This is a genomic window from Gracilimonas sp. (assembly GCF_014762685.1).
GTDB lineage: Bacteria > Bacteroidota > Rhodothermia > Balneolales > Balneolaceae > Gracilimonas.
In genome coordinates this window covers 408,558-423,540 of the sequence record NZ_JABURM010000005.1, presented here as the reverse complement: position 1 = coordinate 423,540, position 14,983 = coordinate 408,558, and the positions used below count along the sequence as shown (strand labels likewise).

Genomic DNA, 14,983 nt, shown 5'->3' with positions numbered 1-14,983 from the left:
TAAAACTCAATTTTTCCCGCAACCTTCCTTATTTTCAACTTTCAAATTTGAACCGAATATCATCAATGAGCGAAACCAAGATTTTTAGCTATTTAGCCAGCCAACTCAATTTTTCTCCTAAACAAATTAGTACCGTAGCCGGGTTTTTAGATGAAGGGGCAACCGTTCCATTCATGGCCCGTTACCGACAGGAAGCCACCGGCGGGTTGGATGAAGTCCAGATACGTGCCATCCGTGACGGACTGGAAGCGCAAAGAACACTGGAGTCTCGTAAAGAGACTATCTTAAAATCCATCAAAGACCAAGAAAAACTGACTCCTGAACTGGAAGCTCAAATTAAAGCCTGCACCGACCTTACCACCCTGGAGGATATCTATCTCCCCTACAAACAAAAACGGAAAACCCGCGGAGACAAGGCCAAAGAAAAAGGATTGGAACCCCTGGCCCAACTAATCTGGGATCAGGAAATTAACGAAGGCGATCCGGATGAGTACGCCAAGGAATACATTGATTCCGAGAAAGAAGTAGAATCGCTGGAAGACGTTTATGCAGGCGCAACCGATATTGTTGCAGAATGGATCAACGAACATCTTGAAGTGCGGGAAATGTTAAGAAAGGTATTTTCTGAGCACGCTAATATCACCACAAAGAAAAATCCTACGGTGAAAGAGCGTACCAATTTTGAAGATTATTACGAGTTCTCATATAAAGCCAATAAGCTAAAACCGTATCAGATTTTGGCTATCAATCGTGGTGAGCGAGAGAATATTTTATTTGTGAACACAGAGCTGTGGGAAGAGCGCACACTCGAAAATATAGACGACGTTATCATAAAAAATGACCGCAGTATTTTTACCGAACATTTACAGGATGCCGTAGAAGATGCCTACAAACGTCTGCTCTTTCCTTCTTTGGAGCGGGAGCTACGAAATGAACTTACCGACCGGGCTGATCAACATGCCATCGAAACCTTCGCCACCAACCTCAGCAACCTGCTGATGCAGCCTCCTTTGGACAAAAAGGTAGTTATGGGACTTGATCCTGCCTTCCGTTCAGGTTGTAAAGTAGCCGTAGTGGACGAAACCGGGAAGTATCTGGAGGGCACGACGACCTATCCTACCCCTCCCCAAAAGAAGGTGGCTGAAGCTGAAGCGATTTTCGAAAAATTGATTGATAAATATGGTGTCAGCTTAATAGCTATCGGGAATGGAACGGCAAGTCGTGAAACGGAGCAAATTGTAGCTGAATTTCTTCAAAAGCGAAAAGAAAAACATCCTGATGAAGAGCTTCATTATATGATCGTGAACGAAGCCGGAGCTTCCGTTTATTCTGCTTCGTCCGTTGCACGTGAAGAATTCCCTGAACTTGATGCGCCTCAGCGCGGAAATATCTCTATTGCACGTCGTGTACAGGATCCTTTGGCAGAATTGGTTAAAATAGACCCAAAATCGATTGGTGTGGGATTGTATCAGCATGATGTAAACCAAAACCAATTGGCCGGAAAGCTGGATGATGTGGTGGAAAGCTGCGTGAATGAAGTTGGAGTAAATTTGAATACCGCCAGCGCCCCCCTGCTTGCTCATATCTCTGGATTGAGTAAAAAAGTTGCTCAAAACATTGTGAAGCGTCGCGAAGAACAAGGTATTTTCATGGATCGTGAGCAAATTAAAAGCATTGATGGAGTGGGTGACTTCCGCTTCCAGCAAGCCGCCGGCTTTATGCGTATCCCCGAATCCAAAAACCCGCTGGACAATACTGCTATTCACCCCGAGAGTTACGAAGCTGCGGAAAAACTCTGCAACCTGTTTGGGATTAATCTCGAGAATCTGTCGGCCGAAAAAGATAAGATTGTCTCTAAGTTTAAGGGTATCAACCTGAAAGAAACGGCTGAGCAAATTGGCGTAGGGCTTCCGACTTTAGAACTTATCATTGAGAACCTGCAAAAGCCCGGTCGCGATCCTCGTGAGTCGCTCCAAAAACCTCTGCTTCGAACCGATGTTATGAAAATGGAAGACCTGAAAGAAGGCCAAAAACTGGAAGGAACGGTTCGGAACGTTGTTGACTTTGGAGCTTTTGTCGATATCGGCGTAAAACAAGACGGGCTGCTTCATATCTCAAACATGGCTGAAAATAGAAAAATTGAAGATCCCCATGATGTGGTTGGTGTTGGTGATATTATCAACATCGAAATTATTACCTTAGATTTGGAACGAGGACGGATTGGCCTCAAATTAGTTTAACTTGAGAGTCATCCTGAAGATACCTCCGAAGGATCTATACAGATTTAACTCTTGAAGATTCTTCGCTTTCGCTCAGAATGACTTACTAACTTTATTTAGCAAAAAATGGACAAAGCGCAGCAACTCGAAAAAAAATATCACTTCCAGGTGTACAATCGCCTGCCGGTTACCTTATCGCATGGAAAAGGAGCACTCCTATGGGATACCGAAGGAAATGAATATCTGGATGCTTTTGGGGGATTAGCGGTTAATAATCTCGGACATTGCCACCCGCGAATTGTGGAAGCCATTAAAGAGCAGTCAGAGAAGTTACTGCATGCCTCTAATTTCTTTTATAACGAGCCACAGAGTTTACTGGCCGAAAAGCTTTCTAAAGTTTCCGGATTAGATCGGGTATTTTTTTGCAACAGCGGCGTTGAGGCCATGGAAGGTTGTGTAAAACTGGCTCGAAAATGGGGTAAAAAAAACGGAAAATCCGGGAATATCATTACGCTGAGTGAAGGCTTTCACGGGCGTTCCGTAACCACCATCGCTATGGGAATGCCCAGTTACCGTGAAGGATTTGACCCAATGCCCACCGGCTTCGACCATGTTCCTTTTAACGATTTTAAGGCTCTGCAAAAGACTGCTACCAAAGATACCATTGCCATCGTTTTTGAAACCATCCAGGGTTCAGGCGGAGTAAACGTAATTGATGCCGAGTTCATGGAAAAAACCCGAAAACTTTGTGATGAACTCAATATCCTCATGATTCTTGATGAAGTGCAATGTGGAGTTGGGCGATCCGGTAAATTCTACGCTTACCAACATTTTGATGTGCTGCCGGATATCGTGGCTACCGCTAAAGCTCTGGCCGGCGGAATTCCGATTGGGGCCATTATGGCTAAGGAAGAAGTGGCATCGGCCCTTGGGTTCGGTGATCATGGAACTACATTCGGTGGAAACCCCTTCGCGACTCATGTAGCAAATGCAGCTCTCGATGCAATTGAAGAAGAAAATATTGTGGAGCAGGCCGCCGAAAAGGGAGTTTTTATGATGGAGTTACTGAAAAAGAATTTAGCCGGAAACCCCTCAGTAAAAGATATCCGCGGACTTGGGCTTATGATCGGAGTAGAGCTTAACCGTCCTGCTCGCCCGGTCGTAGATAAGATGTTTGAACATAAAGTATTGGGTAATGCCGCACACGGGACCGTAGTTAGATTCCTGCCCCCGCTTGTCATCACCAGAGAACAAATTGAGCGGGTGGTTGAAGTGTTGGTATTATCCTTAAATCAAACTGAGTAATGGAACGCGGATGACGCAGATGTTTCCGGTCGCCACTGATTAAATAACCATGTTAATCCTTTCATCCAGTTAATTATAGTTCAGCCTTTCAGGGGTGTTATCTTCTTGATATGCTGTGATCTTTGTTAAGAAAACTATTCAAGATTTAAGCCCCCAATTTTTCATTTTAAATCTTGAATTTTAAATTCTCTAAAACGGCAAACTAATCTTCCCTAAATGTATTTTTTCATCCGTAATCTCAGGTATGGGAAACCCCTCACCCGCTACCAACTCATTAGCAAAAAAGGCCATCATAGCGGCTTCTTTGGCATCGGCGGGGATTCCTAATTCGTCAAAGGATTTGAATTCGGCCTGTGATAATCTTTTTTGCAGATCATCCATCAAAGTTTTGTTATGGACTCCGCCACCGCTTACATAGCATTCGAAATCTTGATCTCCGACAACTTCATCTGCCGCTCTGCTAATGCTTTGGGAAGTTATGGCTGTCAGAGAAGTCACCAGATCTTCCGGGGTTAATTTAATTTGATGCCCCTCCATTAATTCTTCAATGTATGTCAGCCGGAAATCTTCCTGTCCGGTTGTTTTTGGAAAAGGTTTGCGAAAATAAGGCTCAAGAAGCACGTATCGAACCAATTCGGAGTGAACCGTTCCTTTGGCCGCAACCTTACCACCTTCGTCATACGGACGTTCAAAATACTTTTTCATGGCTTCGTTGATGAGCGTATTAGCCGGACCGGTGTCACCTGTAATTATTTTACCCCCATTGTTCTTAGAGGGCAGCCAAGTGAAATTTGCAATCCCTCCAAGGTTTAACAGCATTCGGTTTTCAGATTCTGACTGAAATATCATTTCATCAAAAATGCCTGCAAGCGGAGCACCTTCCCCTCCAACCGCTGTATGTTTTTGGCGAAAATCTGATATAGTAATGATTCCGGTACTTTGGGCAATATGATCTCCATCAACTATTTGAAAAGTCGCGTTCAGACTGCCTCCAGTTTCAGCCGGAGCATGGTAAACCGTCTGCCCATGGCTGGCGATCAGGTCAACATCTCCCGTGTTGACTCCCCAATCGTCCAGAGAATTCAGGATCCACCCTCCATACAGATCACCCAATTCAGAATGAAGATAAGTCAATAATCGTGTATCGGTCTTATCATTGGATTGAATGGCAAAAAGTTTTTCCCTCAATTCGGTATCGTACTCAATGGTCGTAAAATGAATTACTTCGATATCTATGGATCGGCCGGTTCCAGATACTTTGCAGAGCGAAATATCGAGTCCATCAAGGGAAGTTCCGGACATTAGACCAAGAATAAGTCGTTCCGGTTTTCCTGAAATTTCCCGGAGTTTTGCTATGTATTTATTCATAGTTTCAAGCTAAACATTTAAGTAAGAACCTACACAAAATGAGTGAACCTACCGAAGACGAAATTAAGGCATTTATAGAAGATGTCGAATTCCTGATACATACACTTAAAGATAGTTTTGAATCAGATGATGTTGAATTTTTCATTGACGAGCAAAATGAGATTCTATATGTAAAACTGGAAGGCCTGAATGATTACAGCGAAGAGGAAATTGAAGAAATAGCTGAACCAATTCTCTCTGAATTAGATCTTGATTTTGAGGAAATTATTCTTCTCCCATTATAATCAGGAGTGCTAAAAAAGCGCTTTTTTCTTAATTTTTTGATAACTTCAGACTCATAAAATTTGAGTGAATCTTCAATCATACTCTATAATGAAAGCAACTAATTCCGGATATACTATGAGCTGCATCATGTGCGGCCGGGAAAATGACGAGAGAGAGACGAGTACCTATTGTACCCACTGCGGAGGAGTGCTTGAAATAGAATACCATCAATCGGGAAAAAATATACAGTATCCTCTCAAAAAAATACTGCCGGATCCCCTGAAAAATCATTTTACCCCTTTAAAAAGACTAAACCGGCTTTCGGAAAAATATGAAGCTGAATTATATGGAAAACTTGAATTTGAACACCCCACCGGTTGTTTTAAAGATCGTGGAAGTTATATTGAAGTTCAGAAAGCCCTCGAGTTGGGTGCGGATGCCATTTGCCTGGCTTCAACCGGAAACATGGCAGCCTCGGTGGCTGCTTATGCATGTTATTTTAAAATACCTTGTTTCGTTTTTGTACCTGAAAAAACGCCGGAGGTAAAATTAGCTCAGGCTACCATCTACGATGCCACCATTCTCAAAATAAAAGGAGATTTTACAGCCTGCGAAAAACTTTGCAGGGAATTCGCCAAATCAGGGAATTATTACCTGGCCGGAGATTATGTATTCCGGCAAGAAGGCCAAAAATCATTCTCTTATGAGCTTTATGAGCAAGGAGATACAGAATTCGATTATATATTTGTTCCGATCGGTGCAGGAACTAATTTCGCTGCCATTTATAAGGGTTATAAGGAAATGAAAGCCTCCGGGATGATCGATATGATCCCAAAATTTGTGGCAGTTCAGCCCGAACAAAGTTCTCCGGTAGTTGAGGGTATTTTCAAGAAAGAAAAAATTGTCAAAGATCACGTGAATACCATGGCTGATGCTGTCGCAGTCAGTGACCCCTTTGATTTCTATAAGGTATTGAGGGGCATTGAAGAAACAGACGGACTTGCTTTTACCGCTACCGAAAATGAGCTCCTTGATTCCATGAAAGAGATGACCGTTGAGGAAGGCTATTTTACTGAACCTGCCTGTGCCATTCCATTAGCGACATTCAAAAACAACCTCGACCAATTTAAAGGGAAAAAGTGTTTATTTGTGTTGACGGGAACCGGACTTAAGAGTTCCCACATTGTGGCCAAATATTCCCTTTCCTCTCCGGTACTCCCTCCCAACCTGGACCGTGTTCAGCAGTACATTGAATCCGGCTTTGTGGATATGCAGAAAAATAGCTGGGGACAAACACGCAATACCGGGTTTGAAAACGTAAATATGGATGAAGGCCATACAAAACTGTATGATGAATACGTGCATAACATCAACCGGAAGGGAAAGACCTTAAAAGAAGAAGAAATCAGAGTATTGAGGTCTTTAGTGTATAACGAAGACGCTGATCTTGAATATCCTGTGGAAGTAGTTGATTACAAATTGACCATGCGCAAACACGGCCTTGTGAGTGCTGCTGTAAAACTGCGAATCAATGGCGGTGATGAAGTAATCTCACTAGACCAGGGTGTTGGCCCTATTGATGCTATACTTACAGCTATAAAAGCTGAAACTGATTCCTTTATCCCCCTTGAAGTAACCAATCACGAAGTAGAAATTCTAAGCCCTGATACGGATTCTTTGGTAGTCGTTACACTTACTATGGAAAAAGAAGGCCACAAATTTACTTCCAAAGGAGCCTCCCCTGATACGTTGGAAGCAGTAATACAAGCGTTTGTGAAAGGACTTGCCGTAGCTAATAAGGCTCTGGCGGTTTGAAGGCTGATAAAGTGAAAAGTGATGAAGTAGTTTTCTAAGATTACTTCATCACTTCATTAATCATCACTTATCTAAGAGCATTTTCTAACTCAAGCGAGGCATTGCTTCCTTCATCTCGATACTTCACAATAATCGGGCATGCCATGCTTAGGCCTTTTTCTTTAGCCCAATCGTTATTAACCGGTCGGGTACCCGGAATCACCACTGCATTTTCAGGGATATCGGCTCCGCGATCCAGCATTTTTTGATTTACGATATCATAAACAGGAACAGCTTTAGACAGCGTTACACCGGGTGCAATCACCGCTCCTTTCTTAACCAAAATCCCTTCCACAATAACAGCACCTGCGCCGATAAAACAATCATCCTCAATAATTACCGGGTTCATGCCAACCGGCTCTAAAACCCCACCAATTTGAACTCCGGCTGAAAGATGCACATTTTTCCCTATCTGGGCACAAGAACCTACTAAAGCATGACTATCCACCATTGAGCCTTCATCTACATATGCTCCAACATTGATATAAGCAGGTGGCATAATAATTACACCGGATGCTACATAGGCTCCCCGACGTACAGAAGACCCACCGGGCACTAAACGTACACCGTCTTCGGGAGCAAAAAATCGGGGCGGCAAATTGTGTTTATCCACAAACCCCTCGTAAATACCTTCATAAGATGTATTCTCCCCACTTTTGAAGGAAGCAAGGATCGCTTCCTTCACTTCAACATTTGCTTTCCAGCCATTCTCCGTCTTATTCGAGGCTCGTAAGGTTCCTTCTTCTAATTGGTCTAAAACGTCTTCGTAATTCATTCTGTGTTTTTGATTATTGAATTCATTAATTGTGTCATCCTGAGGATACTTCTGAAGGATCTGCTCAGATAACTCTGTGAAGATTCTTCACTTTAGCTCAAAATGACTTTCTAGTAATCATTGCTGATCTTCCAGCCAATTACTGATCTCTTTGTCTGCTTTGAGAAGCTCTTGCTCTACTTTATCGGAAATATCACCCAGTGATAATGGCAACCGAACGGTATCATTGGTGATCCAGTCCTTTCGATTAAGCAACACTTTAGCAGGAACCGGATTTGGAGCTTTAAATAGAACATCCGTAGCATTTTTCCAAAGGGGGAACAGATTATCTGAATTCCCTTCTATACACATTTCAGTATATCTATGAGTAGCTTTCGGCCATACATTTGAGGCGACCGAAACCAATCCCACTGCCCCTTCTTTGGCAAAAGCGGGGGTTAGTCCGTCATCACCACTATAGAACTTCACATCCGGAGCTTCCCGGCGGAATGCTTTAAATTCTTCTACACTTCCGCTTGCTTCTTTCACACCAAACAGATGATCGAATTCCTGCTTTAGTCTTGCCGGAACAGAAGGATGCATTTTTACGCCGGTTCGGGATGGTACATTATACAGCATGCATGGTATATCTGTTTCTGCCATCAGCTCACTAAACCATTCAAATTGCCCCTCAGCGCCGGGTTTAGCATAAAGCGGGGTCACTAATAACAACACATCGGGTTGAATTTCATTGCAAAAGTGAATGAAATCTGCCTGAGCCGGCAGGTTAAAACCACCGATCCCTACCATCATGGGTACATCCAGGTTTAATCCTTTGGTAAACTCTACAATTTCTCGTTTTTCTTCTTCATTCAGGTTTAATCCCTCACCGGTACTCCCTAACACCAAAACTCCATTTCCGGCTTCCTCTTGTTTTCTCAGAATGTATTCAAAACTATCGTAATCTACGCTCCCGTTTGCATTCATCGGGGTAACAATTGCGGTCCAAAGTGGAAATTTCTCCATTATTCCTGTTCTTTTATAATTTGATCAAATAACTCTCCAAAGGTACGAATTCCCGCTTCCATCTTCGAGTGCTCAACCAACTGTTTGGCTGCCCAAATGGCTCCTTCCGCAAACAAAGCCCGGTTCAGGGCTTTGTGTCTTAAAGTTATTTCTTCTGTTTCTGTTTTGAGGGTTAATTCGTGAATTCCTTTCACATCACCTTCCCGAGCTGAGGTAACTTCCACTTCTCTATCCAGCCATTCTTTCCATGAAAGAGCCGTTCCGCTGGGGGCATCTTTTTTGTGAATATGATGCACTTCGTGAATATGGAATTCTGGGTTCTTCAAAATAGCCGATCCTGCGGATATAGCTTCAATACTTTTTCGGATAATATTCATCCCTAAACTGAAATTAGAAGCAAGTACCCACTGCGTATCATTGGCTTTCAAACGATCTTCCAGGTTATCCGGCCAATCGTAACCCGTACTTCCCCAAGCGGCCGGAATTCCTGATTCTAGCACCGTGTCCAGTATTTCAGGCACTGCATCTCCCGGCACAAAAATAATGACCGCATCTGCTTTTCGTAGTTTATCTGCGGTTGGTGGGTTCGTGCTGTCAAAAGCTTCGGCTAATTCATCACCTAACAACTCTACGACTCTCCCACCTGTTTTCCCGGTTCCAATAACTGCAATTTTCATGTGTTTCTTTTTTATTCTGTAATAAATTTTTCGTGCAACATACGCACAACATCCTCTGCTTGATCAAGATCTATCAGGAAGCACAAATTGTTTGGACTGGCTCCATGACAAATTAAACGCACGTTATAGTTTTCAAGAGCAGTAAATAAAGGCCCGCCAATACCTGACGTTTTTTGAAGATTATTACCGATTAAAGCTATAAGTGCCAAATCCTTTTCAACAATGATCTCTGCAAAATGTCCCAGCTCATCCAATACATCATCAGTTAATTCAACCTTATTAGCTGCATTAACAGCTGTATCCAATGTAAGGGCTACACTTACCTCACTGGTACTTACCAAATCTACTGAGATTTTATGTTCAGCTAAAACCTTAAACAAGTGAGCCAAAAATCCATGCTGATGAAGCATTTCAAGGCTGTTTACGGTAAGGAGCGTTTGATCTTTTCGAAGCGAAATTGCTCGAATCGGCGGCTTTTTTTCTGCATCTTCTACAATATAAGTTCCAGGTTTATCGGGATCTGAACTTGAAGCCACCCTCACATTTACCCCACCCCGAATAGCCGGCTTTAATGTGGCAGGATGTAGTACTTTTCCACCAAACACAGACAGCTCAGCTGCTTCATCAAAAGTAATTTCATAGATAGGGTGTGCATTTGGCACGATGCGCGGATCCGTGGTAAATACCCCGGCTACATCAGTCCAAATTTCAAGTGTATCTGCACCCACCACCTCTGCAAAAAGTGAGGCTGAGAAATCACTCCCCCCGCGTCCCAATGTGGTCGTGTTTCCAAATACATCTGAACCGATAAAGCCCTGAGTTAAATATATTTTCTCTTTCTGAAGGAGCTTATCAGCCTTTTTCTTAATAGAGACCAAATTGGGTTCCGCATTTCCAAAAGTAGAATCCGTTTTCATAATTTCACGGGCATCCAGCCATTCGGCATCCACTCCATTTTCTTTCAACACTTCAACAAAAATCCGTGTCGACATCATCTCTCCATAAGCATATAACTGATCTTTCCAGCGCTTATCCCTTCCCACAAAATCCAAATGTTCCCGTAGTTTGGAGAATTCAGTATAAAAACGATCCCTGACGTGCTCCTGATCCTTACAATGTCCTATAATCTCAAGATGACGCTTCTCAATATTACCAAGAAGCTCCTCCCGCATGGTCGAATTAAGTTGACTTGCCGATAGAGCTACCAAGTCATTGGTTGTGCCTGAAGTAGCACTGATTACAATTAACCGGCGATCAGAATCAGCGGCCACGATTTTGGCACTTCGCTGCATGGCTTCGTATGTACCGACACTGGTGCCTCCAAATTTAGATACGATCATTCTTTAATTAAATAATTGAATTGATGAAGTGAGAGAGCCAAAAATAAACACAAATCCACCCAATCCCTTATTTAAATAGTTTATCAGGATGATTTTCACATCCTTTTATGATTGGATTTAAGTCACTGTTGTTCAAATTGGCCTAAGCATCGAAATTGAAGCAAGGTTGCAATTTATATTGAATGCCTAAAATCAGGAATGCCACATTGCTTAGAATTTTGTATTCTCACACGACTTTGAAATCTGAAATCATTCTACATTCATGGACTCAGCACTAATTACAAGCGATGCAGTCACCTTTGGACTTTTGATGGCTATTTTAGCCGGGATATTTATCACCTCCCACAGCGACAATCCAAAATGGAAAAAATTCTACAAGTTTGTCCCTTCACTGTTGCTGTGCTATTTCTTGCCTTCACTGCTAACTACTTTCGGTGTTGTCTCCGAAGCAGACTCAAATTTATATTACATCGCATCCCGTTATTTACTGCCGGCAAGTTTGGTGCTGCTAACTTTGAGTATTGATCTGAAGGGAATCATGAATCTTGGCCCAAAAGCAATTATCATGTTTTTGGCAGGAACCTTCAGCATTATGCTTGGTGGTCCAATTGCAATTTTGATCGTAGGAACCATCAGTCCTGAGATAATTGGAGGAACAGGAGCCGATGAAGTTTGGCGCGGGCTTGCAACCGTAGCCGGCAGTTGGATTGGGGGTGGTGCCAATCAAACCGCGATGCTGGAAATTTATGAACCAAGCACGGACCTTTTTGGAGCCATGGTGACTGTGGACATCATTGTAGCCAACATTTGGATGGCCTTCCTGTTATATGGAGCCGGAATCTCGGACCGGGTAGATACCTGGTTTAAAGCCGATGCTTCAGCCATTACCGAATTAAAAAATAAGATTGCGGATTATCAGGCAAATATTGCCCGCATTCCTACCCTTGTTGATTTCACTAAAATCATAGCTGTGGCTTTTGTACTTACAGCACTTGGTCATTTAGCAGGCGATTCCATTGCTCCCTGGATTGATGCCAATGCTCCTTCCCTGGCAGACCTGAGCCTGAACTCCAATTTTTTCTGGATTATTGTAGTCGCGACTACCGGCGGGCTCATCGCTTCATTTACCAAATTACGCACCCTTGAAGGGGCCGGAGCTTCAAAAATCGGAAGCTTATTTCTCTACATTTTAGTAATGACAATTGGGATGAAAATGAATATTGCCTCAATGCTGGATGCGCCCGGTTATTTTGTTATTGGTGCCGTTTGGATACTTATTCACGTAACCATATTACTGTTGGTTGGGAAAGTGATCAAAGCTCCGTTCTTCTTTGTTGCGGTTGGAAGCCAGGCCAATGTTGGCGGTGCCGCTTCCGCTCCAATCGTAGCTTCAGCATTTCATCCAGCCTTAGCTCCGGTTGGGGTTTTACTAGCTGTTTTGGGATATGCTCTCGGAACCTATGGAGCCTGGCTAAGTGCTGAGATGATGCGAATCGTATCAGGCTTTTAAAATTGATGATTGCTCGGGTTATTTCCTTATTTGAAGTTGATTAACTTTCATAAGAAATAACCGCCAACAAACAGAGGATAAGCTCTTTTCTTCTTTGTATCTTTGAACCATAAATTTCAATCCTGTTAAATTCTCCAATTATTGAAGAGAGCACTCAAGTTTCTACTCGTTTTTCTGACTGCTGCAGCCGCTGTTTTTGCGATGGTCATTGGCCTTAATTATTCCGGCTTTAAAACCCTTTTCGAAAATAAAAGAGGTATGGCCGAAGGGAGTCAATACATTGAAAATACTTATTCATTAAAAGGGCTTGCCCAATTTGTCGGAGAGCACCCGGAATGGGTATCCATTACTTCTTATAATGTCAATAATCCTGATTCAGGAATATATTATCAGGCTGAAATGCCAAGAGCTTTGGGGGCAACATCCAATTTATTTCTCCTGATAGAATATGAGCGACAGGTTGCGGAAGGAATGCTTGATCCGGCGGAGGTTATAAATCTCGAAGAAATAAAGCAGTTTGCCTTACCTGAAATCAGTGAAAATAATCACCAGAAGCTAGTGGAAGAATTTGAAGATGGAACCGCTCCGCTCGATGATGTAGTTCTCGCCATGCTTCAAAACAGTGATTTGGTAGCCGCTGATTATCTTTGGTTTCGATTGGGAGAAGAAAATATACGGGCGGTCATGGATACCCTGAATATGCCTGAAACCTCCCGGCCACTTCCATTCAGCGGAATGTATATAACCATCAATCCCTCTCTAAATGATACTTCAAAGCTGGATGAAAGCAATTTTTCGTCATTTGCAGAAAGAGCTATTGATGAAACTTTGAAACTGAAGAACGATCCTGATTACAATCAAAAAATTAAAGAACAATTTAAAGATGACCGCTTGTCTATCACCTTTATGCAGGAACGAGATGCATTGGCTTATTTCCCCCGAGCTACCACAAACCAACTCACTGCATTAATGGCTGAACTGCTTGATAATAACATTATATCTCAAAGTGTCTCTGAACAAGTAAAACAAAAATTGCGATGGCCGATGGGGTCAGAACCGATTGCTCGGAGTTTTGAAGACTACGGAGCCATTTATGATAATCGTATGGGGTTGTTAGGCGGCATCGATTTCGGCACCTCTATTTATGACGGTCATACCTCTGTACAGGCTATCTTTTTTGATCAGCTGCCGGTAGGCTTTTGGGTACATATGTCAGCCAATCACATGCAGGAAGATTATCAGCAACGTCTTATTTGGGATCCGGCCCTTTACGAAACCACATTGGATAAAATAGGAATGAACAATGAATAAATACCGTTTTTTAACCCTCTACTGGGTGGTTCCGGCCTATCTCCTTTTTCTAATTATACAACAGGGATTGGTTTATCAGGGTTCTATTGATACCTACGAAAATGGGACCACTTATCTGGCAGAGGTTACTGACTTTGATATCAAACAAATTGCAGCTCAAAGCAATGGATATGTTGATATCAAGTTTGAAGTAGATGAGGAAGTCATAGAACGGCGGCTTTCCCTCTCAATTCAAATGGCTCAGGAACTCATGGAAAGCTCCAATATTCCCATTCGTTATAAAAAAGGGAATTTCCAGGAAATTGTACTCTACCCTACATTTCAGATTCAAAAAAGCACTTCCTTTTTTAATATGAGTGTAGCTTTCATTGGGTTTACGGTTACCGTGATATTTGGCTTTTTTGTGAACCGATACATCCGCCGTAAAGTTGCAGATGAAAATGACGAAAAATTTGAAATCGAAAGAGTAGATTAATGGCTGGTACTTTATACCTCATCCCCACCACACTGGGCAACACTCCTGATAATAACACCCTCCCCGAACATACCTTAACTATTCTTCGGTCGCTGGATGTATTAATGGTCGAAAACATCCGGAGTGCCACTTCTTTTTTGCAATGGGCCGGCGATACGGTTCCGGAGTACGAAATTGAGTTTTACCATCTCAATAAAAATACCCCTGACCAAGAAATTCATTCCTTTTTAAAGCCAATCAAAAAAGGCAAAAATGCGGGTATTCTTTCTGAAGCCGGTGCACCTGCAGTAGCAGATCCGGGAGCAAAATTGGTTAAAATGGCTCATCAGAATGGTATAAAAGTAATTCCTTTAGTAGGGCCTTCTTCTATTTTACTGGCTTTAATGGCTTCCGGATTTAACGGACAAAACTTTGCTTTTCACGGATATTTGCCCATGGATCAAAACAAACGAAAATCCATGATCACTCAACTTGAAGGAGAATCCCGCCGGCATGACCGAACCCAAATCTTTATGGAAGCTCCCTATCGAAATAATGAACTCTTAAAAGATATACTTTCCACCTGTTCATCAACAACAAGAGTTTGTACAGCTACCGATATTACCTTGCCCTCCGAAGAAATCATTTCTAAATATGTTTCAGAATGGGCATCAGATAAACTTCCGGATCTCCACAAACGCCCCACCATTTTTATGATTTACGGGAAATAATCTGCAACCCCAAAAAATGGGTTTACAACAATTAACAGTAATTCCTAAGATCCATTCTGACATCTTTATTCATAGATTACTGTTTTATGAAGATTTGATGAAAGAGCATCTTTTTTTTCAAAAAAATAAATCGAATTGAAATTCACCTTTTGATTAAGTAGTCTGAATGA

At 42.4% G+C, this 14,983-nt stretch carries 13 protein-coding genes; 8 read left to right on the top strand and 5 right to left on the bottom strand.

What is annotated here, in order from left to right; all coding sequences use genetic code 11:
* Window positions 1–65 precede the first annotated feature (65 nt).
* On the top strand, window positions 66–2,240 hold the full coding sequence (locus tag HUJ22_RS01990) for a Tex family protein (protein WP_290872977.1): 2,175 nt from the start codon (window positions 66–68) through the stop codon (window positions 2,238–2,240).
* A gap of 105 nt (window positions 2,241–2,345) precedes the next feature.
* Window positions 2,346–3,524, top strand: coding sequence for an aspartate aminotransferase family protein (locus tag HUJ22_RS01985; protein ID WP_290872974.1), 1,179 nt, complete (start codon window positions 2,346–2,348; stop codon window positions 3,522–3,524).
* 189 nt (window positions 3,525–3,713) lie between these two features.
* Here HUJ22_RS01985 and HUJ22_RS01980 read toward each other — a convergent pair whose 3' ends face one another.
* The gene (locus HUJ22_RS01980; protein ID WP_290872971.1) at window positions 3,714–4,892 is read right to left on the bottom strand and encodes an anhydro-N-acetylmuramic acid kinase; all 1,179 of its coding nucleotides are present in this window, start codon (window positions 4,890–4,892) and stop codon (window positions 3,714–3,716) included.
* Between the two features lie 38 nt (window positions 4,893–4,930).
* Between HUJ22_RS01980 and HUJ22_RS01975 the strand changes: the two genes are divergently transcribed.
* Both HUJ22_RS01975 and thrC read left to right on the top strand, forming a co-directional pair.
* A complete protein-coding gene (locus tag HUJ22_RS01975) occupies window positions 4,931–5,176 on the top strand; it encodes a hypothetical protein (RefSeq protein WP_290872968.1) in 246 nt (81 codons plus the stop codon).
* An 88-nt stretch (window positions 5,177–5,264) separates the two neighbouring features.
* Window positions 5,265–6,971 carry a threonine synthase gene (gene thrC, locus HUJ22_RS01970; RefSeq protein ID WP_290872965.1) on the top strand — a complete coding sequence of 569 codons (1,707 nt, stop codon included), beginning with the start codon at window positions 5,265–5,267 and terminating at the stop codon, window positions 6,969–6,971.
* 67 nt (window positions 6,972–7,038) lie between these two features.
* On the opposite strand, the gene HUJ22_RS01965 is transcribed toward thrC, so the two are convergent.
* The 4 genes from HUJ22_RS01965 to lysC are packed head-to-tail and all read right to left on the bottom strand — an operon-like array spanning window position 7,039 to window position 10,807.
* Window positions 7,039–7,845, bottom strand: a complete 807-nt coding sequence (locus tag HUJ22_RS01965) for a 2,3,4,5-tetrahydropyridine-2,6-dicarboxylate N-succinyltransferase (protein ID WP_290876619.1) — start codon at window positions 7,843–7,845, stop codon at window positions 7,039–7,041.
* A gap of 57 nt (window positions 7,846–7,902) precedes the next feature.
* Complete coding sequence (gene dapA, locus HUJ22_RS01960) at window positions 7,903–8,790, bottom strand: 4-hydroxy-tetrahydrodipicolinate synthase (RefSeq protein WP_290872962.1); 888 nt, start codon at window positions 8,788–8,790, stop codon at window positions 7,903–7,905.
* Complete coding sequence (locus HUJ22_RS01955) at window positions 8,790–9,467, bottom strand: dihydrodipicolinate reductase C-terminal domain-containing protein (protein WP_290872959.1); 678 nt, start codon at window positions 9,465–9,467, stop codon at window positions 8,790–8,792. The genes dapA and HUJ22_RS01955 overlap by 1 nt, the downstream gene beginning before the upstream one ends.
* Before the next feature lie 11 nt (window positions 9,468–9,478).
* Window positions 9,479–10,807, bottom strand: a complete 1,329-nt coding sequence (gene lysC / locus HUJ22_RS01950; RefSeq protein WP_290872956.1) for a lysine-sensitive aspartokinase 3 — start codon at window positions 10,805–10,807, stop codon at window positions 9,479–9,481.
* Window positions 10,808–11,069: 262 nt separating this feature from the next.
* Here lysC and HUJ22_RS01945 point away from each other — a divergent pair, with 262 nt between their 5' ends.
* From HUJ22_RS01945 to HUJ22_RS01930, 4 genes are all read left to right on the top strand, one after another.
* Window positions 11,070–12,317 carry a DUF819 family protein gene (locus HUJ22_RS01945; RefSeq protein WP_290872953.1) on the top strand — a complete coding sequence of 416 codons (1,248 nt, stop codon included), beginning with the start codon at window positions 11,070–11,072 and terminating at the stop codon, window positions 12,315–12,317.
* A 141-nt stretch (window positions 12,318–12,458) separates the two neighbouring features.
* A complete protein-coding gene (locus HUJ22_RS01940) occupies window positions 12,459–13,628 on the top strand; it encodes a serine hydrolase (RefSeq protein WP_290872950.1) in 1,170 nt (389 codons plus the stop codon).
* The gene (locus HUJ22_RS01935; RefSeq protein ID WP_290872947.1) at window positions 13,621–14,103 is read left to right on the top strand and encodes a hypothetical protein; all 483 of its coding nucleotides are present in this window, start codon (window positions 13,621–13,623) and stop codon (window positions 14,101–14,103) included. The genes HUJ22_RS01940 and HUJ22_RS01935 overlap by 8 nt, the downstream gene beginning before the upstream one ends.
* On the top strand, window positions 14,103–14,813 hold the full coding sequence (locus HUJ22_RS01930; protein ID WP_290872944.1) for an SAM-dependent methyltransferase: 711 nt from the start codon (window positions 14,103–14,105) through the stop codon (window positions 14,811–14,813). Before HUJ22_RS01935 ends, HUJ22_RS01930 begins: the two co-directional genes overlap by 1 nt.
* The last annotated feature ends 170 nt before the right edge of the window (window positions 14,814–14,983 follow it).